At 67.4% G+C, this 25,074-nt stretch carries 22 protein-coding genes; 7 read left to right on the top strand and 15 right to left on the bottom strand.

Annotated features, from left to right (window positions below):
- Positions 1 to 40: 40 nt before the first annotated feature.
- The 3 genes from AZG88_RS48545 to AZG88_RS48555 all read left to right on the top strand — a co-directional run bounded on the left by AZG88_RS48545 (position 41) and on the right by AZG88_RS48555 (position 2,444).
- Complete coding sequence (locus AZG88_RS48545) at positions 41 to 508, top strand: NfeD family protein (protein ID WP_009474346.1); 468 nt, start codon at positions 41 to 43, stop codon at positions 506 to 508.
- Positions 505 to 1,377 carry a slipin family protein gene (locus tag AZG88_RS48550; protein ID WP_061044457.1) on the top strand — a complete coding sequence of 291 codons (873 nt, stop codon included), beginning with the start codon at positions 505 to 507 and terminating at the stop codon, positions 1,375 to 1,377. Before AZG88_RS48545 ends, AZG88_RS48550 begins: the two co-directional genes overlap by 4 nt.
- A 137-nt stretch (positions 1,378 to 1,514) precedes the next feature.
- On the top strand, positions 1,515 to 2,444 hold the full coding sequence (locus AZG88_RS48555) for a phosphodiesterase (RefSeq protein WP_005252675.1): 930 nt from the start codon (positions 1,515 to 1,517) through the stop codon (positions 2,442 to 2,444).
- Here the strand turns inward: AZG88_RS48555 and AZG88_RS48560 are convergent, their stop codons facing one another.
- Entirely contained in the window at positions 2,445 to 2,798 is a 354-nt protein-coding gene (locus AZG88_RS48560) for a helix-turn-helix domain-containing protein (RefSeq protein WP_005252678.1), read from the bottom strand.
- Between the two features lie 56 nt (positions 2,799 to 2,854).
- Between AZG88_RS48560 and ppk2 the strand changes: the two genes are divergently transcribed.
- Positions 2,855 to 3,799, top strand: coding sequence for a polyphosphate kinase 2 (gene ppk2 / locus AZG88_RS48565; RefSeq protein ID WP_005252680.1), 945 nt, complete (start codon positions 2,855 to 2,857; stop codon positions 3,797 to 3,799).
- On the opposite strand, the gene AZG88_RS48570 is transcribed toward ppk2, so the two are convergent.
- The 10 genes from AZG88_RS48570 to AZG88_RS48615 form a co-directional block, all read right to left on the bottom strand.
- A complete protein-coding gene (locus AZG88_RS48570; protein WP_197488052.1) occupies positions 3,800 to 5,296 on the bottom strand; it encodes a stealth family protein in 1,497 nt (498 codons plus the stop codon).
- A gap of 166 nt (positions 5,297 to 5,462) precedes the next feature.
- On the bottom strand, positions 5,463 to 5,894 hold the full coding sequence (locus AZG88_RS48575) for a hypothetical protein (protein WP_009474337.1): 432 nt from the start codon (positions 5,892 to 5,894) through the stop codon (positions 5,463 to 5,465).
- Between the two features lie 44 nt (positions 5,895 to 5,938).
- Positions 5,939 to 6,355, bottom strand: a complete 417-nt coding sequence (locus AZG88_RS48580) for an acyl-CoA thioesterase (RefSeq protein WP_061701537.1) — start codon at positions 6,353 to 6,355, stop codon at positions 5,939 to 5,941.
- Between the two features lie 10 nt (positions 6,356 to 6,365).
- A complete protein-coding gene (locus AZG88_RS48585; protein ID WP_061701538.1) occupies positions 6,366 to 7,559 on the bottom strand; it encodes a DUF3322 domain-containing protein in 1,194 nt (397 codons plus the stop codon).
- On the bottom strand, positions 7,556 to 10,843 hold the full coding sequence (locus AZG88_RS48590; protein WP_061701539.1) for an ATP-binding protein: 3,288 nt from the start codon (positions 10,841 to 10,843) through the stop codon (positions 7,556 to 7,558). The genes AZG88_RS48585 and AZG88_RS48590 overlap by 4 nt, the downstream gene beginning before the upstream one ends.
- On the bottom strand, positions 10,840 to 11,445 hold the full coding sequence (locus tag AZG88_RS48595) for a DUF4194 domain-containing protein (RefSeq protein ID WP_061701540.1): 606 nt from the start codon (positions 11,443 to 11,445) through the stop codon (positions 10,840 to 10,842). The genes AZG88_RS48590 and AZG88_RS48595 overlap by 4 nt, the downstream gene beginning before the upstream one ends.
- Positions 11,442 to 12,938 carry a DUF3375 domain-containing protein gene (locus AZG88_RS48600; RefSeq protein WP_061701541.1) on the bottom strand — a complete coding sequence of 499 codons (1,497 nt, stop codon included), beginning with the start codon at positions 12,936 to 12,938 and terminating at the stop codon, positions 11,442 to 11,444. The genes AZG88_RS48595 and AZG88_RS48600 overlap by 4 nt, the downstream gene beginning before the upstream one ends.
- A gap of 45 nt (positions 12,939 to 12,983) precedes the next feature.
- Positions 12,984 to 14,303 carry a DUF2786 domain-containing protein gene (locus AZG88_RS48605; RefSeq protein WP_061701542.1) on the bottom strand — a complete coding sequence of 440 codons (1,320 nt, stop codon included), beginning with the start codon at positions 14,301 to 14,303 and terminating at the stop codon, positions 12,984 to 12,986.
- 36 nt (positions 14,304 to 14,339) lie between these two features.
- Entirely contained in the window at positions 14,340 to 15,212 is an 873-nt protein-coding gene (locus tag AZG88_RS48610; RefSeq protein WP_061044466.1) for a hypothetical protein, read from the bottom strand.
- Between the two features lie 98 nt (positions 15,213 to 15,310).
- Entirely contained in the window at positions 15,311 to 18,523 is a 3,213-nt protein-coding gene (locus AZG88_RS48615; RefSeq protein WP_061701543.1) for a DEAD/DEAH box helicase, read from the bottom strand.
- Between the two features lie 134 nt (positions 18,524 to 18,657).
- On the opposite strand from AZG88_RS48615, the gene mddA reads away from it, so the two are divergent.
- Complete coding sequence (gene mddA, locus AZG88_RS48620) at positions 18,658 to 19,440, top strand: methanethiol S-methyltransferase (protein WP_061701544.1); 783 nt, start codon at positions 18,658 to 18,660, stop codon at positions 19,438 to 19,440.
- On the opposite strand, the gene AZG88_RS48625 is transcribed toward mddA, so the two are convergent.
- Complete coding sequence (locus tag AZG88_RS48625) at positions 19,441 to 20,169, bottom strand: SDR family NAD(P)-dependent oxidoreductase (protein ID WP_061701545.1); 729 nt, start codon at positions 20,167 to 20,169, stop codon at positions 19,441 to 19,443. It lies immediately after the preceding gene.
- A gap of 95 nt (positions 20,170 to 20,264) precedes the next feature.
- Between AZG88_RS48625 and AZG88_RS48630 the strand changes: the two genes are divergently transcribed.
- Positions 20,265 to 20,747, top strand: a complete 483-nt coding sequence (locus tag AZG88_RS48630; protein WP_061701546.1) for a VOC family protein — start codon at positions 20,265 to 20,267, stop codon at positions 20,745 to 20,747.
- 6 nt (positions 20,748 to 20,753) lie between these two features.
- On the opposite strand, the gene AZG88_RS48635 is transcribed toward AZG88_RS48630, so the two are convergent.
- Together AZG88_RS48635 and AZG88_RS48640 are read right to left on the bottom strand one after the other, a co-directional pair.
- Positions 20,754 to 21,230, bottom strand: a complete 477-nt coding sequence (locus tag AZG88_RS48635) for a hypothetical protein (RefSeq protein WP_061701547.1) — start codon at positions 21,228 to 21,230, stop codon at positions 20,754 to 20,756.
- A gap of 88 nt (positions 21,231 to 21,318) precedes the next feature.
- Positions 21,319 to 22,830, bottom strand: coding sequence for an ATP-dependent DNA ligase (locus AZG88_RS48640; RefSeq protein WP_061701548.1), 1,512 nt, complete (start codon positions 22,828 to 22,830; stop codon positions 21,319 to 21,321).
- A gap of 92 nt (positions 22,831 to 22,922) precedes the next feature.
- Here AZG88_RS48640 and AZG88_RS48645 point away from each other — a divergent pair, with 92 nt between their 5' ends.
- Positions 22,923 to 24,221, top strand: a complete 1,299-nt coding sequence (locus tag AZG88_RS48645) for an NtaA/DmoA family FMN-dependent monooxygenase (RefSeq protein ID WP_061701549.1) — start codon at positions 22,923 to 22,925, stop codon at positions 24,219 to 24,221.
- A 2-nt stretch (positions 24,222 to 24,223) separates the two neighbouring features.
- Here the strand turns inward: AZG88_RS48645 and AZG88_RS48650 are convergent, their stop codons facing one another.
- On the bottom strand, positions 24,224 to 25,006 hold the full coding sequence (locus tag AZG88_RS48650; RefSeq protein ID WP_061701550.1) for a DUF427 domain-containing protein: 783 nt from the start codon (positions 25,004 to 25,006) through the stop codon (positions 24,224 to 24,226).
- Positions 25,007 to 25,074 lie beyond the last annotated feature (68 nt).

Genomic DNA, 25,074 nt, shown 5'->3' on the forward strand with positions numbered 1-25,074 from the left:
CGGCCGGGTCCTCGCGAAGCGTGATCGTGGGTGATGCGAGATGACCGCGTTGGGCGTGCTGGCGCTGGTGCTGGGTGTGCTGTTGATCGTCGTCGAGGCACACGCACCGACCGCGGGTGTGCTCGGCGGGCTCGGGGCACTGTTCGTCGGAGCCGGGGTGTGGCTGTTGTTCACGTCCAGTGACACCGCGCAGATGATCGCCATCCCGGCGGCCGCCGGAGTCGCGGTGGTCGGAGTGGGGCTCGCCGTCGTGGGCGGCCGGAAGGCGCTCGCCGCCGGGCACGCGCCCGTGCGCACCGGAATGCAATCCCTCATCGGATCCGACGCCACCGTCCGCAACTGGAAGGGACGGCAAGGCCAGGTCGAGGCAGCCGGAAGCCTGTGGAAGGCGCAAACCTTGTTCGGGGACGACGAGACACCGACCGCGGGCGACTCCGTCATCGTCGAGCAGATCCGCGGACTCACCCTCACCGTGCGCCGCCGCGAACCATGGGAGCTCCAACTATGACCACCATCATCGTCATCCTGTGCGTCGTCATCACCCTCCTCGCCGTCCTCGCGAGCAGTTCGATCCGGGTACTGCGTGAGTACGAGCGGGCCGTCGTGTTCCGGCTGGGTCGACTGGTCGACCTGAAGGGCCCGGGACTCGTCCTGCTGATCCCGGCGATCGACCGGATGGAACGGGTCAGCCTGCGGACGGTGACCCTGAAGATCCCCGTTCAGGAAGTGATCACCCACGACAACGTGCCTGCCAAAGTCACCGCCGTCGCCTACTTCCGGGTGGTCGACGCCGACCGGGCAATCGTCGAGGTGGAGGACTTCCTGGCCGCCACCCTGCAGATCGCCCAGACCACCCTGCGCTCGATCCTCGGCAAGGCCGACCTCGACGCCCTCCTAGGCGAGCGGGAACGCCTCAACGAAGACCTGCAGAAGGTCATCGACCAGCAGACCGAACCGTGGGGTGTGAAGGTCACCACCGTCGAGATCAAGGACGTCGAGATCCCCGCCAACATGCAACGGGCCATCGCCCGGCAGGCCGAGGCGGAACGCGAGCGCCGCGCCAAGATCATCAACGCCGAAGCCGAGTTCCAGGCCTCCGCGAAACTCGTCGAGGCCGCCGACGTCATCAGCCGCAACCCCACCACCCTGCAGCTGCGCTACCTGCAGACCCTCAGCGCCATGGGCGGCGAGAACAATTCCACCGTCGTCTTCCCGATGCCACTCGACCTGGTCCGACCCTTCCTCACCGCGGCCAAGGACGCGGCATCGACGGACGACGGCGACGAGCGAGCCCGGTTCGAGGCCCAGGCCAACCTCGCCGCGATGATCCCGCCCGCCGGTCCGGAGACGCGCACACCGCACCACGCACGAAACTGACGACGTGCCCCACCGTTCACCGTCCGGCCACCGCGCGTGCCCCGGGAGGTGACCGGAGTGCGCTTGGCTAGGGTGGACAAATAGTGGCGTCCACCCGGGCACCTGCCCCCGTCGGGGCGAGCGGAAGCGAGAGACCGATGAGCGGCACCGAGGCAGCCGACATACGGACGGCCGAGTATCCGCGACCGTCGCATTTCGTGCTGCACCTCAGCGACACCCATCTCGTCGACGACGACCTGCTGTACGGGGCCGTCGACAGCGAGGCCACCCTGCGGCAGATCTTCACCGAGATCGAGTCGTCGCACGCCCGCCCGGACGCGCTGGTGTTCACCGGCGACCTCACCGACCGTGGCCAGCCGGGCGCCTACGAGAAGCTGCGGGCGATCGTCGAACCGGTGGCCGCGTCGCTCGGTGCGCAGGTGATCTGGGCGATGGGCAACCACGACGACCGCGGCCATTTCAGGACGGAACTGCTCGGGCAGGAACCGTCGTACGAGCCGATCGACCACGTCTACGACGTCGACGGACTGCGCATCGTCACCCTCGACACGACGGTGCCCGGACATCACCACGGGGAGATCTCCGAAAGCCAATTGATCTGGCTGGCACAGCAGCTCGCGGTTCCGGCACCGCACGGGACCATCCTGGCGCTGCATCACCCGCCGGTGCCGTGCGTGCTCGACCTGGCGGTGCTGGTGGAACTGCGTGACCAGCCGCGCCTCGCCGACGTGCTCCGCGGCAGCGACGTCCGGTCGATCCTCGCGGGACATCTGCACTACTCGACGACGGCGACGTTCGCGGGCATCCCCGTCTCGGTCGCGTCGGCCACCTGCTACACCCAGGACCTCAACGTCCCAGCCGGGGCGTTGCGCGGGCGCGACGGCGCCCAGGGCTACAACCTTGTGCACGTGTACCCGGAGACGATCGTGCATTCGGTGGTCCCGATGGGCAGCTACGACACCGTCGGCGAATACGTCACCGCCGAGGAAACCGAGCAGCGGCTCGCGGCCGAGGGCGTGCGGATCCCGGACACCGGGGAGCAGGCCGTCACGCGGGTGCGGGTGTAGTCAGCCCCTGCGCGGGAACTTCTCCCGGTACGCCATGACGTCGGAGAGCCGGAAACGGCGGTGGGTGCCGCGCATCTCGATGGGCAGGGCGCCGGAGTCGGCGAGCCGGCGCACATAGGTGTCGGAGACGCCGAGGATCTCCGCGGCCTGCGACGTGGTGAGCAGGTCCGCGACCGCACCGAGCGCCACACTTTGCCGGTCCGCGAGCAGGGTGAGCAGTTCGAGCACCGCGTCGCGCGCGGGGTCGGGCAGCACCAGTCCGTCGAGGGTGACGATCGGCGACCCGTCGAGGGCGGCCCCGAGCTCGGCCGCGACCGTCGAGTCGAGCGCGGAAACGATGTAGTCGATGCTCATGGATCCACGATCTCATGAGCCCGGACGGCGAGGCCCCACGGCGGTAGTCTTGCTGTGTGGACGAATTGCACGATCCCGAAGCCTTCGAACTCGCGCGTGCCGGTCAGATCGACGTGACACCGGAGATAGACGAGATCGGGGAGCTGCTGCGCAAGTCCGGCCGCAAACACGCCATCGACGACACCGACGAACCGTGGCGGCACGGGTACCCGTACGACGAGAAGATGACGCGGCGGCAGTACGAGAACCGCAAGCGGAAACTGCAGATCGAGCTGCTCAAGTTCCAGGCGTGGGTGAAGGAGAACGGCGAGAAGGTCGTCATCATCTTCGAGGGCCGGGACGCGGCCGGCAAGGGTGGCGCGATCAAGCGGTTCACCGAACACCTCAACCCTCGTGGCGCGCGGGTGGTGGCGCTCGAGAAGCCCACCGAACGCGAACGCACCCAGTGGTACTTCCAGCGGTACGTCCAGCACCTGCCCGCGGGCGGGGAGATCGTGATGATGGACCGCTCCTGGTACAACCGGGCCGGCGTCGAACGCGTCATGGGTTACTGCACCCCCAACGAGTACCTGGAGTTCACCCGGTCTGCGCCGGAGTTCGAGCGGATGCTCGTGCAGTCGGGCATCCACATCGTGAAGTTCTGGTTCTCCGTGGGCCGGGAGGAGCAGCACGCCCGGTTCGTCTCCCGCAGCACCGACCCCGTCAAGCAGTGGAAGCTGTCACCCACCGACCTCGCGAGCCTCGACAAGTGGGACGCCTACACCGAGGCCAAAGAGGCGATGCTCTTCTACACCGACACGCCGCAGGCGCCGTGGACCGTCGTGAAATCGAACGACAAGAAGCGTGCCCGGATCGAGGCGATCCGCTGGGTGCTCCACAAATTCGACTACACCGGCAAGGACCCGCGAGTGGTCGGCACCCCCGACCCGCTCCTCATCGGTTCTCCCGCAACGGTCTACGACGAGGGCGAGCGCCCGGAAGACGCGTTTCCCGCCGTCTGATCAGACGCCGGTCTCCCACGGCGCCGGGATCGGGAAGTAGTTCTCCAGGAACTGCGTCACCTTCCTGGTCCGCAACTCCAGGTCGATCTCGGGTGCGCTGCCGTCGTTGAGACAGAAGAAGTCCATCGACCGCTTCGCGAGCAACGAGTCCATGTCGCGGAGCCCCGACTTCATCGTCGTGTCGACGTACTTCACCCGCGCCGCCGTCTGCACCACCGCGCGGCCACTCATCAACGCGTAGTAGTGATACAGCGAGTTCGTCACCGAGATGTTGGTGCTGGCGCGGAAAGTGCTTGCGGCCGTGGCGGCGAACTCGTCGGGGAACTCCTTCTCCATCTCCTCCATCACGCTCTTGCGGAGCGGGGTGGCGGCGTGTTCGAGGTGCCGGGTGGTCATGAGACCGAAGCGGTCCTGCAGCAGCCGGCGGTTCACGCGGGCCGCGTTCTCGAAGCCGCTGCGCTCGTCGTCGTTGTGTCCCAACCCGATTCGGGTGGTCGCCTCGATGAACATCGTGATGCCGCCGGGGGAGAAGAACATCTGCGGACCCACCGAACGGCCGAAGAACATGTCGTCGTTGGAATACAGGAAATGCTCGGCGAGACCGGGGATGTGGTGCAGCTGGCTCTCGACGGCCTGCGAATTGTGGGTGGGCAGCACCGACGGGTCGGCGAAGAACTCCTCGCTCGGCATGAACGTCACCCGCGGGTCGTCGGCGAGCCACGCGGGACGGTGGGAGTCGGTGGCGACGAAGATGCGGCGGATCCACGGCGCGTACATGTGCACCGAGCGCAGCGCGTACTTGAGCTCGTCGATCTGCCGGAAGCGGGCGGCGGAATCGTCACCCTCGCCGACCACGTAGCTCTGCATCCGCTTGGCGCGCTGCGCCTGGAACTCCGCCGACGAGCCGTCCACCCAGGAGAACACCAGGTCGACATCGAAATTGATGTCCGACGCATGGTCGGCGAACATGTTCTCGATGGTGGGCCACACCCGTCCGAACCGCTCGACGGTGCCGCGGACGGCCTCCTCCGAGCGCACCACACGCCGGGTCAGGGAGTTCTCCATCGGCAGCACGATCTCGTCGTCGCTGATCGACCACAGCTCGATCTGCACACCCGTCGACGCCCCGTAACTCAGGCCGCTCGCCAGGTGCACGCGCGGACGGAACAGCCGGAAGATGCGAGCCTTCGACGTCGCGGACAGGCTGCCGTCGGATACCAGGACCGCGGGGCCCTTGGCGTCGACGGTCTTGGAGTAGAACGGACGGTCCTCACACGCGGCGACCAGGGCCGCCCGCAACGCCTTCCGCTGCGCCCAGTTGACGGCGATGACCGGGCGTTCGTCGTTGCCCCGCACCAGCAGGTACTCGATCCCGGCGCCGTCGAGGACGTCGCGGACGAACAGCAGGTCCTCGACCATCGCCTCGTGCGGCGTGGTGTGCGTGATCGGCAGCGCGAAGCGGCCCTTGAACCGGACCACGTCGGCGCGGTCGCGCAGTCTCGACGCCGCGGCGGCGGAGGCATGGGCGACGGCGTCCGCGGTCTCCTGCTCCGGGGGTACGAAGTAGACGTCATGCGGAGCGGAGGATTGCGTAATGTCGGGCCTTTCGGTGGCTGTCGCGAGTGCGATCAGTGCCAGTGTAGGCCCCGTTTCGGGGGCCCGGTCAGTCCAGGACCGTGAAGAACGAATCGCCGTCCTCCGCGGACCCGTCGATCTGCCCCCGGTCGGTGCGCGAGTCCTGCACGATGACGCCCTCGACCACGTCGGCGTGCTTGTTTCCGAACACCGGAATGTCGATGTCCTCCTCGTCGATGACACGGTCGACGTCCTCGCTCAGCTGGTCGTCGGGGAGATCCGCCAACGACACCTCGCTCTGCTCCTCGAGCATCACGTCGGGCTCTTCCTCGGACAACTTCTCGTCGAGGGACTCACCCTCCCGCTCCTCGCGCGCCGTGGTGCCGAACTTGTCGGCCTCACTCCACCCGTCGGGCGGATCGACGACGTCGTCGCCGTCGTTGTTGCGCACGTCGTCGGAGTCCAGGCTCTCGCTGGGGCTCAGCGTGTCACCGGGCCCGTCTTCGATACTCATACGCATCACATGCCCAGATCACGCGTTGTTGAAACTTCGATCGATCGAGGTCAGGCGACGACCGGAGCGCTCCGCAACGCCTCGAGCGCCGCGATCTGCGGCGGCGACCACGGCGCCGAGTTCACCCGGCTCGAATCGAGGTGCACGAGTACGACGGTCAGCTCCGCAGCCTGCACGCCGTCCTGGTGGATGGTGATGAGGAAGGTCAGCGAGGTGGTGCCGATCCGGTCCAGGGTGACGACGACGTCCGCGTCGCCGGTGAACAGTTCGCGTCCGAAGTTGCTGACGACGCTCACCACGGCGGTCTGCGTGACCGGGTCGAGCAGGTCGCCGCACGCCTCGACGAGCGCCCGATTCCACGCCGTGCCCGCCGCCTCGTGCGCGCAGTAGAACGGCACATGGCGGCTCACGGACGCCGGCGCGACCGGCCCGGAGTTGTTCCGCAGGGCAATCGTGTAACGAGGCATGGATCGGACATTACTTGCTGTCCGGACACGTAGGGCAGTCGGCAGCCGCAGACGACTGACCCGCACCGAAAGTGACGAGAAGTCTCTTCAGGGCGTAGGGCCAGGGTATGCGTTCCTGCTCGAGGCGGAGATCGTCCTCGCGCAGCGACTCCAGAGCGGCGGCTTCGGATTCGGTGAGGTGAGAGACCTCGTTGAAGGTGGGCTTGTGCTCGCGGACCGCGAGGGTCCGCCATCGATTCAGGGTGTCCGTGTCCATCAACAGACTCCGCACGTGCGGAAGATGTCGGCGCAGACGGTCGAGGATGGCGAAACCGTGACTGTCGAGGTCTCCCCAATACCAGACCTCCGAGTCGACGACCCACGGGATTCCGGCCAACTCGTGAACCGTGTACCCGCCACCGTGCAGTGCCACCGTTTCCGCCAGCCGAGGTAGCGCATGCAGACCCTCTTTGTTCTCGAGAATGAGGGTGCGCGCCGGGGCCAGCGGCAACGCGGTGAGTTCGTCCAGCGAGGTCGCGAAGCGCCTCGGAGTTCCGATCAGGAGATCGGGATCGCACAGAGCGACGTCTCGCATGTTGGGCAGGCTCCGGATACCGAGTTCCCGGCTGCCGCGAACGCCCTCGAGCAGAGTCTCCACCATTCCGCGATGACTCGAGAGCCATTTCGTGTCGACACCCGGAACGGGAAGTTGACGTATGAAATACCCCGAGTTCGGATGGTCGCTCAGCCATCGCGCGATGGTCGTCAGCCTGACGAAGTCGTCGTCGTCGAGGTCGAGCCATTTCGCAGCGGTCACGGCAACCGCCGCCGACAGCGCCGGAGTGTCGGGACCGAGGCGGTCGACAAGCGCATCACGACGCATCACCAGGGCGCGCCATTCGGTTTCGCGGCCACTCGCGGACGCAATCTGATCAGCCCCGGCCAGTGTCAGTCGCACCGGCACCTCCTGTGTGCCGAAGCTCGGCCACCGGCGAATCGCCCAGTCCACGTGGCCGACGCCGGTGTAGCCGCGCCAGGAGCGGACCCAGGCGACCACCGTGTCGGGATCCTCGGCGATCTGGTGCTCGGACGGCGGATGCAGGGCAACCGTCAGCGAATCCTGTTCGGCGAGTGCGGGGTCGGCCAGCCAGCGACGTCGGCGACTGCTGTAGGTGGTCAGCGCCTTCGCCGCGGCAGCACGCGGCAGAACACACCGCACGCTCATGTGGCGCCCACGTCGTCGAATTCGATGAGGCTGAGTTCGGTGTGCATCCGGTCGCGGATGCTCACGGTCACAGCGCCGCCGATGTACTCCTCGAGGGTGCCGAGCAACTTGAGTGGGGTCGCGAGCACCATGTGAAAACCGAACTGCGCGAACACGTCCAGGGCTCGGCGTGTGTACGCGGAGTCGGCCCGGTCGAACGCCTCATCCAGGATGACGGTGCCGTAACGGGGAAGGTCTGCGCCGTCGGGGGCGAGCTGATACCGCAACGCCGCTGCCAGGCAGAAGAACACGAGTTTCTGCGCCTGACCGCCCGACAGTCCCGAGCTCGAATCGTGGTAGTTGCGAGCCTCTCCGGCACCGTCGACCTCCACACCGATGAACCCGACGTGCAGGCGAGTGTCCAGGACCTGGCGCTGCCACCGCTGATCTGCGGGTTCCTTCGACGCCAGGCGCTCCAGCACAGCCGCCATCCGCTCGAATCTCTCCTCGGCTGCGGGACGCTGCTCGATGTCCCATCCACCACTCGTGATCCGGGTCAGGTCGTCGAGGAAGTCGGCCGCCGCCGGCGACCGTCGCTCGCGGACATCGATGCGCAACCACCGGTCGGTGTCGAACGCGGAGCGATGCAGTGAGTGGTTCACCGGGTCGATGCGGGAACGGATCTCGGCGGGCGCCTTGCGTATCGTGCGAGCGAGTTCGCCGATATTGCGGTGGGACTGGTCGTGCAGCAACTGGAAGAACCGATCTTCGTACCGGGGAAGACCGTCGGAGCGCAGGCGCTGGAGGATCGTCAGTGCGTCGTCGACGTATTCGGCGTCAATCCGCAGCTCACCGCCGCGGGACTCCCATCGCGCCAGATACTGGGAGAGGATCCTGACGATCGACGCGTCGGCGGCGGACACCGCGTTCTGTGCGTCGGCCCTGTCCTTGCCGATGCCCTGGCCGACCTCGAACAGGGCTTTGTCAATGTTGTCCGACGTGACCCGGCGCGCGAATTTCTGGAATCGCGCCTTGATCCGCGTGGCGACAGCACCGGGTGCCGCGTCATCCGCGTGGAGTTCGGCCTGCGCGATCCGCGTCTCGAGTTCCGTCACCGCCGTTCGGTGCACCGACAACGCAGTATCCGCCTGACGCCGGGCTGCGTCGGCCTCGTTCTCCGCCTTCTTGGCGAGCTCGAGGGCGACCGACACCGCAGAATGCTCCGGGTTGTCCTGCTGCCATGATTCGAGACGGCTGTCGACAGCGTCGACGGCAGCCTGTGCACCGCTCACGTCGACGTCCGCCCACTGCGCATCGAGGACTGTCTGTGCCGCGCGGTTCTGCACGGCGATCTGCTGGTCCTCACGGTCCAGCGCGTCGAGCCGGCTCGTCGCACCTGCGATCGTGGCGTCGAGGTCCGCGATTCGTCGGCGAATGTCCTCCAGCTTGGTTTCGTTGTCGAATCCGAGAACCCACCGCCGGCGATCGTCGATGCGGCTGCGGTCGTCCTTCTCGTGTCGCTCCGCGGAGTGCTTGACCTGCCCGGCGCGTGTCACGGCGCGGACGTGATCCGCGAAGCCGGCAGCGGTGTCGACGCAGGCGTAGTCGTAGCGGTCGGCGAGATGGTGGTGGATCCACGCGGCGAGCGGACCGTCGGCGACCTCCACTCGACGCACCAGAGACGCCGTCCCGGTCTTCGGCACCGCCGACGGTGTGACGCCCACCCGTACTCGGCGATACACGAGGCGCGCGCCGAGGTGGGTGGCATCGACGGCCGCGGCAACCGCCGGATACACGTCGTCCGGGACGAGCAGGGTGCGGCCGAGGCCGCCGAGGACTCGCTCGATGGGGCCGGTCCATTCGGAGTATTCGTCCCGCACCGCGATCAACTCGCCGGCGAAGGGCACCGCGTCGTCCGGAACACCTGCGGCGGAACAGATCGACTCGCGCGCGCGGAGCAGGCTCGGATCGATATTGGAGCGTCTGCGGGCGACGATCTCACGATCGGTGATCAGCGCGGCGCGCTCCCTCTGGGCGGTGCCGCGCTGTTCGGCGAGCGCGTAGCGGGCGCCGTGCCGTTCCTCGTGGGCGGTGGTGGCCTGATGCGCCTGATCCTCGAGTTGCCCGCGCAGTCGCGCGAACTCCTCGGCGGTCTCCGGAACGGTTCCTTCCCAGGCCGACACCGCCTCGGCGACCTGATCACGCCTGGTTCGGACGCGCGCCAGCGTCTTCAGTTCCGCGTCTCGCTGCGCGTGGAGGGTGGCCAGTCTGCCGCCCCCGATGCCCTCGAGTTTCATCGTCAGATCGAGGGTCTCCTGCCGTGCACGTTCGGCTGCGGCGGTGGCTTCGCTCGCACCCGCCTCCAGCAGAGGCGTCAGTGCATGGCGTTCGGTGCGTTCACCACGCAGGAGCGACAAGGTCATCTCCGCGTGAACCACTCCGAGATGCGCGTTCTCCTCGTCCGTGTCGCGCAGGGACTGAAGCCCGCGTCGCCGAGTGTCGGCAAGTTCGACGAGCGGTGCGAGCATCTCCACCTGACGCCGCGCGTCGACGACGACCCGGTGCGCCTCCTGCAGGTCGTGGAACTGGTTGACCGCGCGTTCGGCCATCGCGAAGGTGTTCGGAGTGTCGAGCATGTAGTCGCGGAACAATTGGTCGAGGCTGCCGAGGCTCTTCGCCGACAAGGTGCGGTGCAGCAGGCGCTGAGCACCCTCCGACGAAATACCCAGGCGGGAGCGGAAGCTACGGGCAAACGGCCCGTACGCCGGGCTGACCGTCGACTCCGGCCACCGCTTCCTGATGGCCCTCGTGTCGATGCCGCGCGTCGTGAACGACGCGAAGTCGGTCAGGTCGAGTTCGTGTTCGAGAATGAGATGGAGGTGAGTGACGTCCGCTGCGGCGTTCTGCCCGCGCCCCAGATGCATGAGCTTGACGAGGGTGATCGGCGGATCGTCGGTGTCGGCGCGGTAGGTGAGGGCGATCCCACTCCACGTCGCGCCGGTGCGCAGGTACGAGGCGACCAGACCGTCGGTGTCGGCGCCCGCCTCCCGCCGCCACGCGCCACGGATGTACGTGACGAAGTTGCGTCCCGAGTTCGTGGCCTCCTGCGCAGCCGCGTTGAACCGCAGTTGATTGCCCGGGACGAGCACAGCCGAGATGGCATCGATGAGCGTGGACTTGCCGGAGCCGGAATTGCCGGTGATCAGGAAACCCTTGCGGGCCACGGAAAGATCGTGATGGCCGTGCAGGGTCCCCCAGTTGATGACCTGAACGCGCGCGAGACGGCGCTGACCGGGATGGATCACGGTGTGTCCTCCTCCAGAATGCGCCGGAACTCCACTTCGACGAGAGCGACCTGTTCGGCATCGAACAGCTGCCGCAACACCGGGGAGACCTCCATCCGGTCATCGGTCGACGTCTTCGTGAGCAGCGAATACTTGTCGAGCTTCTTCCACGACGCGCTGACGCGCTTCGCGTAGCCGGCCGGGTCGGTGTCGCCGGCCGTGCGATACAGCTCGAGCTGTTCGCGCAGTTCGTCGAGGTCGACCATCACCCGTTCGCCGGCTTGCGCGCGGAGCAGACGCTGGCGCAATGCGAGCAGCATGACCGTGTCCATGAATGTAAGACGCTCGGTGCGCAGCACCGTGGGGGTGTTGGCATTGCCGGTCTCGGGCGGGCGGGTGAATGCCAGCTCGTTCTCGTCGTCGATGACGAGATCGAGGAAGACGTCGGCGAGTCGGGACCGGAGGAGTCGCTCGTCCCGGATCACCGCGCGCCACACCTCGGGATGTTTGGCCGCGGTGACGAGAGGGCCCTTGAGTAGCTGCACGAATGCGCGCCGCGTCTCGAGGTCCAGTTCGCCGGTGTCTCCGGGGTAATGGCCGCCGGTCGTCGGCTCGTCGGTCATGTCGAGCTCCCCGTGGGTGCGAACGCCGGACGAGCGGTGAACTCGTCGGAAGCAGGATCGAACAGGCGACGACGAATTGTCGCCCGACGCGATACTCCGGCTCCCGAGATCCAGTGGATGTCTTCTGTGCCGTCGATCGCGTGCCCGTGGTGGGTGGCGAGGACCATCAGTCCGACTGCGCTCGCGAGTCCTTGGGTGGCCGGGTATTCGCGCAGGACGTCACCGATCGTGGCGCGACCGTGCGCGCGCAGCGTCGCCGCGACGTTGTCGGACAGTTCGTCCATATCGATCTCGGATTCTCGGACGAGCTTTCGAAGCTCGTCGAGATCGACGGTCCCGGCGTCGTGGGTCAGCACCGGTTCGGTGACGAGGTTGTCGGCGGGGTTGTGCAGGCGAAGTGCTGCAACTGATTCGATGCTCATTCCGATGCGCACCAGTTCGAGGTCGAGCAGGTCGTAGGGGCGACGACGTGTGGCCACGGCGACAGCACTCTGCTGCGCGCTGCGCAGCAACCGCTGCAACCGGCGGTGCTCCTCGTAGTGACGCGACTGGACGAAGTGACGCAACGACCGGGACAGGGATGTCATCGTCGAATGCACTTCGGAGCCGGCGGTTTCCATCTCGGTCAGCAACGCCCGGAACCGTCGTTTCTGATCGTGGGTCAACATCGCGGCGAACGGCCGCTGCAGCACCGCATCGATCCACTCGTCGATCTGAGACGATCGGGCCGGATCGAGAATCATGTCGTAGAAGGCGCTGAAGCTGCGGCCGGCATCGGAATCTCCGATCAGGTCGACCCCGCGGAACACATCTCCCAGAGTGTCGCCGCGGTCACCGTCGTCATCGAGGATGCGGGCTCGCAGATCGCGGTTCAGTTCCTCGAGTTCGGCGCGAACCCGGGCGAAGTCCGCGGGAACCTCCGAGGCCAGCGCGAGAATCTCGGCAGAACGCTCGACGGCGCGTTCGCCGTCGAGGACCGGGAAGACTCCCGACTCCACTGCGGCGACCTGCTGATCGATGGACGACCGTTCGGCCAGCAGCGCGGCGAGACGGGTTTCCGCGCGGGGATCGGAATCCCGCGCGAGGGCTTGCAACTGGGTGGAGAGCGTGGTCAGCCGGGATTCGGTTGCCGAACTCGCCTGGCTGGTGAAGCCTGCGACGAAGGCCATCGCGGCGAACGCGCCCTCCGTCGGTTCCAGGGTCTCCTCACGGGTACCGGCCGCTGCTCGTCGGAGCAGGTATCCGGACCGCACCCACTCGGTGCAATAGGCCTGACCGGTTCGCGGGAAGTCGAGGCCCTCGTCGCGCATGGTCTGAAGGTCGGAGTCCAAGCGGGCGAAGAGTTCCGGAGCCGGGAGGCGGCGGGTCCCATGCTCGAAGTGACGGCCCAACAGCGCCAGAATTGCCGGCGCCGAATCGGCACGCAGCAATGTCCAGGCTGCGTGGTCCTGGCGCAGACGAAGAAGCCGATGAACGTCGGCGGTGATGGACATCGGTTTCCTCTCGTGGTCTTCATGCTGGACACATCGTGCCCTGGCTCATTCGGCGATTCGTTCCCGCCCACCGCTGAGGTCTGCCAACTCAGCGGCCACTCGGCCCGCCTGCCAACCGTGCGCGTTGGTCACCGAATGTGACGTCGTGACGACGGACGGGAACTGTTTCTCGAAGACCGAACCCACCGCCTCGGTGCGTTCGGTCATGATCGGCACCAACTCCTTGCCGTACTGACTGGATGCGTCGCGACCGGCTTGTTCCCGGGCGATCGCCAGCCGTTCCCCGATCCGGGAGGCGAAGGCGAGCAGAAACGATCGGCGGAAGCTGGGTGAGCGCTTCACCCGGTCACCGCCCGCCTCGCTCAACGCGTGCGAAGCCTGAACGAGCAGCGAAGTGAAGAGCATTTCGCACAGATCCAAGTCGATCGGCATTCCGACCATGCTGACGAGGCCGAATCGTTGATGCCAGAGGACACGGACGCTGTTGGAGTCCGCGACACAGTTCAGCAACTGCACTTTCGCTTCGGGGTAAGGGTTGTCGACGAGCAATCGGCGCGTGATTACTTGATCGCTCAGTGAGGTGTGCGCCTCGGCGTCGACCACGGCGCTGTCGATCGCATACCGGGTCATGAGATCCTGCGCCTTCGCCGAGAGGGTCGCTGCCTCCTCGGCGAACGTGGTTGCTTCGGCCTTGGCCAACAGGCCGCGGATACGGGACAGCACCTTGGGTTCGGGACCGTGCTTGGCGGGCCGTGACGCCGCTGCCCCGGCGACCCAGTTCGGTGGGGTGGCCATCAGCGGCGTCATGGGGATCAGATAGCTGCAGAAGCCGAGGAGTGACAGGATCGCCGTCCAGGTGTCGGTGGGCTCGGCGTTCTCCGCCGCACGCCAGGCGGACAGCCGGCCGCGGGCAGGTGCGACATCGGCGCCGATGTTCAGCTCGTCGAGCTGCTCGCGCCACGGCTCCGGGGCGCTCTTGTGCGCCGAGGTGCGGCCTGCATGCGAGCCGATCGCGGCAACCGTCAGCCGGGCGGTGCGCGCACCGAATTCTCGTCGCACCGCGTGCACCAGCTCCGCCGGCTGCCATCCCGAGTCGAACGCGTGGTCCATCGACGCGTCGAGCATCTGTGAGGCTCGATCCAGGAGAGCAGCCGCAGATCCGGAACCGTCGAGTTCTGCCAGCTTGCCGACTGTCCGGCTCAGCGACTCCGCATTCGCCGACGGCCCGAACGCGAACTCGATTCCCGCGAACACCAGCGACTCGGCGTCGAAGTCGGGACGGAACTCACGATTCTGGCGGGTGCCGCTACGCTGCTGTTTCTTGCGTTTGCGTGCGGCACGGTTCTGCTGGCTGTTGCGGCTCACGGCGCCCTCCTCGCTCGGGGTGAATTCTGTCTGAGGTCATCGGACTGCGGACAGGCTGCGCCGCCGGTGGGATGCTTGGCGCAGCTCGTCGGCGCGGTCGAGCAGCGCGACGACGGTACGCGGCTCGTGGTCGTTCCGACGATCATCGCCGGTCACGCGGGCTAATTCCGCCAGTACCGCCGCATGCTGACCGTGAGCGACGGCGAGCAGAAGCCTGTTCTTGGTCGATTCGGGTAGCTTCGCGATGTGCTTGCGCAGTGCCGCGGTCATCTGGGCCTTCGAGGGTAGGGCCGAACTACCCTCCTGGGCCGCGGCCAGCAAAGGGGTGTCGATTCGAAGATAGTCGGCGAGAGCCTGCTGAGGTCCGGTGAGGTCACCGAGACCGGCGGGTGCTGCGGGCTCGAGTTCGTGCTCCCATTCGGTGTCGAACGCACATTCGTTGCGTTGCGACGTCCCTATCGCCGCCAACCATCCGAGGTACAGCGGACGCGCGTCACCCATCGCGATCTCGTCGCGCACCCGCGCCAGGGACGCCATCCAGCCCTCGGCCTCTTCTGTGTAGTCGGCCGAGTCGTCCTCGCTGGTGAAGTCGAAGAGGAGATGTTTCCCGGTCGCCTCGGACGTGAGGTAAGGCTCGAGCGTGTAGTCGGCCACGCCTCCCGAGAGCGACTTCGCCGGCACCTTCACCATCAGACGGCGGGTGCCCCAGCTCGTGACGTGGATGTGCAGGTCATAGTACTTGCGCATCATTGCGCATGGATCGCCGTGGAAATCGCCGAAATGATATGTATTGGTGAAGCTGGTCGGCGTGATCACTGCCCTGGTCGACAGCGTGCGTACCTCGGACTGCATCCGCGTATTCAAGGGCTTGTCGACCGCGAGGAACTCGAAGTATTGGTACTCGCTCACAGGCTCTCCTCGGTGCGAGTGGGTTCACGGCGGCGAACGCATTCATATCAGAACACCCCGACAGCAGCGGAGGCATAAGGCGAAGTCTGTCGGTCAGGTCACTCGAACAACCCGCGGAGGTCGTCGGCGTCGAGGCTGGAGCTGAGCAGGGAGTCGGCGTCCATCACGCTCGCGAAGAGCGCCGACTTCTTCGCCTTCAGCGCCATCACCTTGTCTTCGATCGTGTCCTTCGCGATCAGGCGATACACCATCACGTTGCGGGTCTGCCCGATGCGATGCGCCCGGTCGACCGCCTGGGCCTCCGTTGCCGGGTTCCACCACGGGTCGAGGATGAAGCAGTAGTCGGCCTCCGTGAGGTTCAACCCGAAGCCGCCCGCCTTCAGGCTGATCAGGAACACCGGGGCGGCGCCCTCCTTGAACTCGCGGAGCACATCCCCGCGACGACGGGTGCTGCCGTCGAGGTAGCTGTGCGCGATCCCGGCGTCCGCGAGCCGGTCGCGGATCTTGCCGAGGAACCCGGTGAACTGGCTGAAGACGAGTGCCCGGTGACCGCCCGCGACGACGTCCGCGAGCTGCTCGAGCAGGGCGTCCACCTTCGCGGACGGGACGTCGTGATACTCGGCGTCCACCAGACCGGCGTCGAGGCTCAGCTGCCGCAGCAGGGTGAGCGATTGCAGGATCGTGAAGCGGTTCTTGTCGACGTCGGCGAGCAGGCCGAGGATCTTCTGCCGCTCACGCTGCAGGTGAGTGTCGTAGACCTTGCGGTGCCGCGGGTGCAGTTCGACGTCGAGCACCTGCTCCTGCTTGGCCGGAAGATCCTTCACCACTTGCTCTTTGGTGCGGCGCAGCATCAGCGGCTTCACGCGGCGGCGCAGCTGCGCCAGAAGTTCGGTGTCGCCCTGCTTCTCGATCGGCTTGCGGTAGTAGTCGGTGAACCGGGCCGGGTTCGGGAACAGTCCCGGGGCGGTGATCGACAGCAGCGACCACAGCTCCATCAGGTTGTTCTCCATCGGCGTGCCGGTGATGGCCAGCTTGAACGGAGTCTCGAGCCGTCGGACGCACTGATAGATCTTGGACTGATGGTTCTTGGTGAACTGCGCCTCGTCGAGGATCAACCCCGACCACGCGGACTCCGCATAGGCGTCGAACTCCAAGCGGAACAGGGTGTACGACGTGACGACGATGTCGGCACCCTCGACCAGTTCGTCGAAGGGGACGCGCCTGCGGGATCGGGTGTCGGAGATCGCGACGACATTCGCGCCCGGGGCGAAGCGGGCCGATTCGGACTCCCAGTTCGACACGACACTGGTCGGGGCGACGATGAGGAACGGCGGCGCGGCCGGATTCGACTGCCGCGCATGGCAGATCAACGCCAGCGCCTGCAGCGTCTTGCCGAGCCCCATGTCGTCGGCGAGGATGCCGCCGAGCCCGTGCTCCCACAGGAAGGCCAGCCAGCGGAAACCCTCCACCTGGTACGGACGCAGCTGGGCGTCGAGCGTGCTGGGGGCTTCCGAAGGCCCGATGGTGGTCGGCGCCATCAGGCCGTCCACCTGCTGCCGCCACTGCGTCGCCTGCTTTTCGACGGTGCCGAGTGCGGCGAACTCGTCCCACAGGCTCGCCTGGAAACGGCTCAGCCGCAACGTCCCGTCCGCGCGGTCGCGGAGGGCGCGCGCCTCGTCGATCAGCTTCCGCAGCGTGTGGAGTTCGGGTTTGTCGAGGGAGAAGTAGGCGCCGTTGGGCAGCAGCAACTCGGACTTCCCCGCGGCCAGAGCCGAGAAGACCTGGTCGAACGGCACGTCCCGGCCCTCCACCGTAAGGGTGACGCCGAGGTCGAACCAGTCGGTGCCGCCCTCGGATGCGGTGACGGACACCCCGATGGCCAGGGAATCGCCGGCCTCCCGGTAGTCGGCCGGTTCGCCCGAAACGTCGATCGATACGTCGGACTTGCCGTGGAGCAGGGGCAGGACCTCGGTGGTGAACCGCATCGTGTCGAGTCCGCGCAGCGCTGTCGCTTCCGGACTGCCCGACCCCAACCCGTATCTGTCCCAGGCGATGTCGAGCTCGTCGAGAAGTGCGCGCTCGCGGGCGTCGTTCCGGTACTCGTCGCCGGGGGTCCGGGCAGTCAGCGGCGCACGGTGCTCGTCGTCCCCGACGGTGTACAGCCATTCCCAGTCGACTGCGACCTCGTGGTCGGGGAGATACGACGCCCGCATCACCAGAGTGGGCTCGGAGATCGCGGGTGGGATGAACGAGCCGTCCGAGGAGATCAGGGTGGCCAGGTTGCGCAGTTTCGGCAGGAACTCCGTCAGGAACCGGGTTTCTTCGGCGGCGGGAACCTCGATGGGCGTGCGGCGGCGCACCAGATCCTGTAAGGGGCCGGGCACGACGGAGTCGAGGCGCGCGAGGTGAATGCGGTCGTCCGCGTCGACGTAGAACAGGCCGTGGGCCCGGACTCCGATGAAGCCGACGGTTACTGCGTCGACAGGTTCGCCGTCGACGTGGACCACCGGGCGCACGACGAGAGCGCCGGTGGCGTCGTCGCGGGTGGCGTCGAGGCAGACCTCCGCCGAGCGGTAGGGGGCGAGTGCGCCCAGCCGCTTGGAGGAGTGGATGAGCTCCACACCGACCCGGGCCGCCTCGTCGAGCAGCGACCACAGCTGGCGGCTGGGGAAGACGCCGAGATCGAGATCGGTGTGGTTCTGGCGGCGGTAGGTCAGACCCCCGACGGACAGCAGGTGGATCTCGTGCAGCACCCGGATCTGCTCGGCGGGATGCTGGAACTGGCTGCCCAGCTTGTTCCACGCCAGCCCGCCGACGATCCAGCCCTTACTCCCCGGCTGGACGGGCCGCATCAGCAACTGGGGTGCCGCGTCGGCGGCCGACGCCTGGACCCGGAACTGGATGGCGAGCGGCGAACGCCCGCCGGAGTCGCCGAAGGGATCGGCGGTGAGCAGGGAACCGAGCGAGCGTTCCCAGGTGGGCGCGACCGCCGCCTGCGCCTGGGACCTCGCCTGTTTCATCGCGGTGATCAGCAGGGCGGCGACGTGCTTGCAGTTCATGCCGACCGGACACGTGCAGATCCCGTACCGGTACACGGTGCGGCCGCTGCTGGAGACGATGAAGGCCGACGCGGAGTACGGCTCCCTCGCCGTTCCTGCCACCTCACCCCACAGCTCCTTGGCCGCCGGATCCCACGACATTTGGATCACCGCGTTGTCGCGGGCGTACTGCTCGCCGCGGGTGTAGGTGGTGGTGCCGAGGACCGCCTTGATCGACGCCACGTCGATGTCGCGCAAGTCCCCGGGAAGCATGGCCACAGAGTAGTCAACCGATCCGACACGGTCGCCGGGGTGCGGTGACTCCCACCCCAGGGTTCCTTGTTCCGCACCTCGCCTGATCGGAGACTTCGGAGCGTCGGGGGAATCCAGCGATCGGAGAGAACAGCATGGCCGAGATGGTCGAATCACCCCAGGCGCACCGCACAGGTGGTGTCGCCCGAACACTGATCACCGTGTACGGAATGGTCGTCTACGCGACGTTCCTGATCGTGTTCCTGTACGCGATCGGATGGGTCGAGGGGCTCGTGGTGCCCCACACGATCAACGACGGCCCCGACGCCCCAGTAGCCGTCGCCGTGGTCATCGACGTGGTGCTGCTGACGGTCTTCGCCATGCAGCATTCGGTGATGGCCAGGCCCTGGTTCAAGAAGCGCTGGACCAGGATCGTCCCGCAACCGATGGAGCGCTCGACCTACGTCCTGTTCGCCACGGCCGCGCTGGCGCTGCTGATGTGGCAATGGCGTCCGCTACCCGAGCAGATCTGGGACGTGGAGACCGACTGGGTCCGCGTCGTGATCTACGTCGTGTCGCTCGGCGGGTGGGCCCTCGTGCTGGCGGCGACGTTCGCCATCGACCACTTCGATCTCTTCGGGGTGCGCCAGGTGCTGCGGAACCAGAGCGGAAAGTCGGCTCTGCCCAGTCACTTTCGGACACCTGTGCTGTACCGGGTGATCCGGCACCCGCTGTATGCCGGTTTCATCATCGCGTTCTGGGTGGCGCCGACGATGACCTGGGGCCGACTGCTGTTCGCCGTCGGGACCACCGGCTTCATCCTGGTGGCGGTGCGCTTCGAGGAGCACGACCTCGTCGACACGTTCGGCGACGACTACCGCAACTACCGCAAGCGGGTGCCGATGCTCGTCCCGAGGTGCGGCGCACAACCACGGTAGTTAGAGACCGCCGGCGACGGTGATCGTGGTGGCGGTGACGTAGGACGCCTGGTGCGACAGCGCCCACAGCACCGCTTCGGCGATCTCCTCGGGCTCCGCGACCCGGCCGAGTGGCACCTTCCCGGCCACTCGCCCGGGTCGTTCCGGATCGCCGGCAGCGGCGTGGATGTCGGTGTCCGTCGTACCGGGAGCGACGCCGACGACGCGGATGTTCGCGCTCGCCAGTTCCCGCCCGAGTCCAACCGTGAAACTGTCCACGGCCGCCTTGGAGGCCGCGTACCCGACGTATTCGCCCGGTGCGCCAGTGCGGGCCGCGATCGAGCTGAGGTTGACGATGACGCCGGGGCGCCCTGTTCGGATCCAGTGCTCGGCTGCCGCGCGGGCGTAGGCCATCGCCCCGAAGACGTTGACGTCGAACACCTCCCGCACCACTGCGTCCCGGGTGGTGAGGAACGTGCCGAGCGGGCCGGTGGTCCCCGCGTTGTTGACCAACGCGACCAGTTGACCGCGTTGGTCGGCCGCATCGACGACGGCGACGGCCTCATCCGCGTCGCGGACGTCTGCCCGCACGGCGGTGGCGCGGACACCGCAGTGGTGGACGAGTTGCTCGGCGGCCTCGTCGTCGTTCTGGAAGGTGAACGTCACCTGATAACCGCGATGGACGGCGAGGCGCACCACCGCTGCGCCGATGCCGCGGGATCCGCCGGTGACGAGGATGTGTTCGGACACGATACGAGCGTATCCGGGCGATCAAATGCGGACCAAAGCTGACCGCTATCGGTTCTACGGTGAGTGAAACCGATTCGCCGACGCAGGAGGACCGCATGACCGTCGATCCGATTCCCGAGGGCTACACCACCGTCACACCGTGGATCATCTCCCGCGACACCGCCGCGCTGATCGACTACGTGAAGGCGGCGTTCGACGGCGAGGAACTCGGACGGATGGTGGGCGAGGACGGCACCATCGGGCACGCCGAGGTGAGGATCGGGAACGCCGTCGTGATGATGTTCGACGCGCGACCCGACTGGCCGCCGACGCCCGGGTTCCTCCGCCTGTACGTCGACGACGCGGAGGCGGTGCTCGCGCAGGCTGTCGCCGCCGGCGGCACGCTGGTGACGAAGGCGACGCACCTGTTCTGGGGCGACGTCGTGGGACGCGTCCGCGACCCGTTCGGCAACCTCTGGTGGGTCCAGACCCACATCGAGGACGTCGACGAGGCGGAGATGACCAGGCGCATGAGCGACCCGACGTTCACCGCCGCAATGGACTACGTGCAGAGCGCGGACTTCTTTCCCGGGCGATAGCCCGGATCAGCGATTCGGCCTGCCGAACGTGATGCTCGGCGCCGTCACGGTGACGGACGCGATCCGGACCGCCACGCCGGACGGTTTCGGCGGATCGGCATCGATGATCGTGGGGGGATAGTCGACCTGCTCGGGCGACGGACGGGCGGGCGCGAACACACTCCGGACGACCCCGATCGGGGTGCGGGCAATCGCGTCGGCCGACTGCTGGATCTGTTCGAGCGTCCGGAACACCGTATCGAAATTGTCGGACTGCTGAGTGGTGCTCACCGCCTCGACCACCGGCCGCATCGTCCGCAGCAGGAACACGACCTCCTCGAGCAGTTCCTCGGTGAGCCGGAGGATGTGAAACGACGTCTTCGCGACCTCGATCGGCACGGTCACGGCGCACACGGCGACGCGGACCGGTCCCTCGGCGGCCGAGGCCGCCTTCCGGACGGTGCGCTCGACGGGGGACGGCACGAAACGGAAAACGAAGTTCACCAGTCGACCCCCTCACAGCACGGCGTCCATAATCTGTGCCGGGGAGGTTACCGCGCACTCGCTCGCCACGCAGGTCGAGCGAGCGCCGTCAGCCCGGCAGCAGGGCCCGCACGGCGTCGATGGTGTCGGCGTCGGCGGCGGTCTTGTCGGGGCGGTAGCGCAGGACCCGCGCGAATCGCAGCGTGAGTCCGCCGGGGTAGCGCGTGCTGACCTGGACGCCGTCGAGTTCGATCTCCACGACGAGGTCGGGGTGCAGGTGCACGGTGTGGTCGTGGCGGCTGCGTTCATGGCGTGGGAATTCGTCCGTCTGCCACTGCAGTAGTGCGTCGGTGAGGCCCTTGAACGTCTTGCCCACCATGATCGGTTCGCCGCCGTCCGGATCCCGCGCACCGAGGTGCAGGTTGGACAGGTAGCCGGTGCGCCGCCCGTAACCCCATTCGGCGCCGAGCACCACCAAATCGAGTGTGTGCTCCGGTTTCACCTTCTGCCAGGCGCGGCCCCGCCGCCCCGCCGCGTACGGTGCGGCGAGCGATTTGACCATCACTCCTTCATGACCGGCGGCGAGGGCGTCGTCGAAATGGGTTGCGGCGCCGTCGCTGTCGGGGCGGATCAGCCCGGGGATGCGGTGTTGCGGGGCAACGCGTTCCAGCGCGTCCAGCCGCTCCTCCAACGGCGCGTCGAGAAGATCGACGCCGTCGAGGTGCAGGCAGTCGAAGAAATAGGGGTGCAGCAGCAGGTCGCGGGCGGACTCGGCGCCGAAGCGGCTCATCGTCTCCTGGAACGGACGGGGCCGGCCGCTGTCGGTGAGCGCCAGCGTCTCCCCGTCGAACACCGCAGACGTGCAGGGCAGGCCGGCGACGAGTGCGACGAGTTCCGGCACGCTGCCGGTGATCTCACGCAGGGTGCGGGTGAAGATGCGCACCTCGTCGCCGTTGCGGTGCACCTGGATCCGCGCCCCGTCGAGTTTGTATTCGACGCTGACGTCGCCGCCGAGTTCGGTCCACGCGTCGGTGAGTGATTCAGCGGGGGAGGCGAGCATGGGCCGGACCGGACGACCCACCTCCAGCCGGAACGCGGTGAGGGCGTCCACCCCGCCGTCGAACGCCGCGACCGCGGTCGCGGGCAGCCGTCCCGACAGCATGAACGCGCGGCGCACCGGTTCGACGGGAAGATCGGCGGCCGCCGCGATCGCGTCGGTCATCACCCCCTCGAGCGCGCCCTGACGAAGGTCGCCGGTGAGCAGTCGCAGCAGGAAGTCCCGCTCGTCGGCGGTGGTGCGGGCGAAGAGGTCCGCGAGCAGTTCGCGTCGGCGGGCGGCGGATCCGGAGCCGGAGATCCCGGCGACGGCGGTGACGGTCCCGTCGAGTTCCGACACCGTCACGGACGGCACGTCGGCCGGGGTGGCGGGAATGTCGGCGATCGTCCGCCAGCCGATCCCGATCCGTCCCTGCCGAAGCTCCCCGGACAGCCATGCCACCACCGGTTCCACCTCGGCCGGCTCCAGTTGGGTGAGGACCTCGCGCAGCGCCCCGACCTTCACCTTGCGCGACCGGGTGGCACCCACGTCCCGGGACGTCGCGACGATCTGCGAGAACAGCACACCCCGACGGTAACCGGAACGTCCCGAGGGCGGTCAGAATCCGCCTGATCGAAACGCTGGGCCGACCGGGCCGTCGTTCCTAGGCTTCGACGATGAGCACCCCACGTCGCCGGCCGCTGAAGACGGTCACGGGAGTCAGCGGCGCCGTGAGCACCTATGCCGCCGCCATCGATCCGCAGCAGTCGACCGTCGCGTCGTCGATCGAGATCGCGAAGATCGCCGAGGCGAACAAGTTCGACGCGCTGTTCGCCGCCGACCTGCTCAGTTTCGGGGCGCAGGGCGCGATCGGCGCGCAGGAACCGCTGATCTTCCTGTCGGCGCTCAGCGCCGTGACCTCGCACGTCGGGCTGATCGCGACGGTGACAACCACGTTCCACCACCCCTACAACCTCGCGCGGCTGTGCGGCACCCTCGACCACGTCAGCAACGGTCGCGCCGCCTGGAACGCCGTCACGTCCTCACTGGGCGAGGAGAACTACAGCGACCGCGACCTGCCGAGCCCCGAGGAACGCTACGCCCGCGCCACGGAATCCCTCGAGGTCATCAACGCGCTGTTCGACAGCTGGCAACCCGGGGCACTGACGTCCGACGGTGCCGGGGGAACCACGCTCGACGCCGATCGGGTGCCGCCGATCGACCACGCGGGCACGTACTTCACGGTGAAGGGACCGTTGAACATCCCGCCGCTGCCGCAGCGCCGTCCCGTGCAATTCCAGGCCGGCCAATCCGCGGCCGGCGTGGAACTCGGGGCCCGCTTCGCGGAGGTCGTGTTCACATCGCTGCCCACCCTCGAGGACGCCGTCACCTACACCAAGAGCATCCGGGCGCGGGCCACCGAACTGGGCCGCGCCGACGGGCTGCCGCTGATCATGAGCTCCTTCCACGCCACCTACGGCGCGTCCGAGGAGGAAGTGCGCAGGCTGGTCCGGGAACGGGACGAGGGAACGGACCTCGACGCCGGCCGGATCCGGCTGGAGGACATGCTCGGTGGCGACATCGACCTGTCCGGGCTGCCGCTCGACAAGCCGATCCCGGCGGACGTCCTGCCCGACGTCCGGTCGGTGAACCGCCGCCGCGGCCGGGTCGAAATCTTCAGCCGGCTCGCCGCGTCCGGGCGGACCCTGCGCGAGCTGATCATCGCGTCCAAGGACACCGGGCATTGGGCGGTCGCGGGAACACCCGAGCAACTCGCCGATGCCGTCCAGGAACGCTACGACGCGGGTGTCCTCGACGTCATCTCCCTCGGCGGACTCGCCGAGGAACGGACCCGGGACTTCGTCGTCAACGGCCTGCTGCCCGAACTACGGCGCCGCGGAATCGTCGGCAACGACTACGTGGGCGGCACGTTCCGGGACAATCTGGAACTACCCCCGCTGCCCCCTCGGGACTGACGTCAGTTCTCCACCTCTGCGCCGTCCACGACGATCCGCACGCGGTCGGGGTAGAACGACACGTGGTCGTCGATGCCCGACGCCTCCGCGGTGGTGAACGGGTAGAACCAGGCGGCGTCCTCGACCGGCTCGGAGCCGTCCGACCCGGTGAACGACAGATACGACGCCGTCCCCTTGTACGGGCAGGACGTCCTGGTGTCGGAGGCGGTGAAGAACTCGGACCGCACGTCGATGCGGGGCACGTAATAGCGCACCGGCAGCGACGTCTCGAACAGCAGTCGCGGGCGGACGGTGTCGGCCACGAGCGTGTCACCGATGAACACCTCGACGTGCCGGGACGACGGCAGCACGTCGACGCGGACATACGGGTCGCGGGCGTGGACGAACACCTGCTGATCCTCCTCGTACCAGGCGTCCATCCTGTGCCAGTAGAACGCAACGTACGGGCTGAGGTCGAGGGAGTCCTCGAGTTTGGCGTCGTATCCCCACACGGATTGCTCGGCGCGACGGTCGCCGACGACGAGATCCCAGTACCGGGCCTTGCCCTTCCACGGGCATGTAGTGGTGGCATCGACGGGCTCGAGGAGGTCGAAGTTCACGTCGTCGCGGGGAATGTAGTAAACGGGCAGGTGCCCCTTCTCGAACAGGTACACCGAACGGGTGGTGTCGGCGACCACCTGACCGCCGAAGACCACCCGGATGCGCTTGTGGTTGGGTTCGATCGAGATGCGGCCGTTCTCCGCGAACTGCTGGGAAGCGGCGGCATGCGTGAGAGCTGTGGACATCACTCCATGGTGCGCCTTCGGCGCCCCGTGCGTGGTTAAGGAGGCTCTGGGGGCTGTTTCAAATTTCC

Source organism: Rhodococcus sp. LB1 (genome assembly GCF_001583455.1).
Taxonomy (GTDB): domain Bacteria; phylum Actinomycetota; class Actinomycetes; order Mycobacteriales; family Mycobacteriaceae; genus Rhodococcus_F; species Rhodococcus_F opacus.

Coding starts and splice junctions, on each gene's coding strand:
- AZG88_RS48555 (WP_005252675.1), top strand. CDS start 1,515: ATGAGCGGCACCGAGGCAGCCGACATACGGACGGCCGAGTATCCGCGA.
- AZG88_RS48650 (WP_061701550.1), bottom strand. CDS start 25,006: ATGTCCACAGCTCTCACGCATGCCGCCGCTTCCCAGCAGTTCGCGGAG.
- AZG88_RS48575 (WP_009474337.1), bottom strand. CDS start 5,894: ATGCGTATGAGTATCGAAGACGGGCCCGGTGACACGCTGAGCCCCAGC.
- AZG88_RS48545 (WP_009474346.1), top strand. CDS start 41: ATGACCGCGTTGGGCGTGCTGGCGCTGGTGCTGGGTGTGCTGTTGATC.
- AZG88_RS48630 (WP_061701546.1), top strand. CDS start 20,265: ATGACCGTCGATCCGATTCCCGAGGGCTACACCACCGTCACACCGTGG.
- AZG88_RS48580 (WP_061701537.1), bottom strand. CDS start 6,355: ATGCCTCGTTACACGATTGCCCTGCGGAACAACTCCGGGCCGGTCGCG.
- AZG88_RS48595 (WP_061701540.1), bottom strand. CDS start 11,445: ATGACCGACGAGCCGACGACCGGCGGCCATTACCCCGGAGACACCGGC.
- AZG88_RS48560 (WP_005252678.1), bottom strand. CDS start 2,798: ATGAGCATCGACTACATCGTTTCCGCGCTCGACTCGACGGTCGCGGCC.
- AZG88_RS48615 (WP_061701543.1), bottom strand. CDS start 18,523: ATGCTTCCCGGGGACTTGCGCGACATCGACGTGGCGTCGATCAAGGCG.
- AZG88_RS48645 (WP_061701549.1), top strand. CDS start 22,923: ATGAGCACCCCACGTCGCCGGCCGCTGAAGACGGTCACGGGAGTCAGC.
- AZG88_RS48585 (WP_061701538.1), bottom strand. CDS start 7,559: ATGAGCGTGCGGTGTGTTCTGCCGCGTGCTGCCGCGGCGAAGGCGCTG.
- AZG88_RS48550 (WP_061044457.1), top strand. CDS start 505: ATGACCACCATCATCGTCATCCTGTGCGTCGTCATCACCCTCCTCGCC.
- AZG88_RS48600 (WP_061701541.1), bottom strand. CDS start 12,938: ATGTCCATCACCGCCGACGTTCATCGGCTTCTTCGTCTGCGCCAGGAC.
- mddA (WP_061701544.1), top strand. CDS start 18,658: ATGGCCGAGATGGTCGAATCACCCCAGGCGCACCGCACAGGTGGTGTC.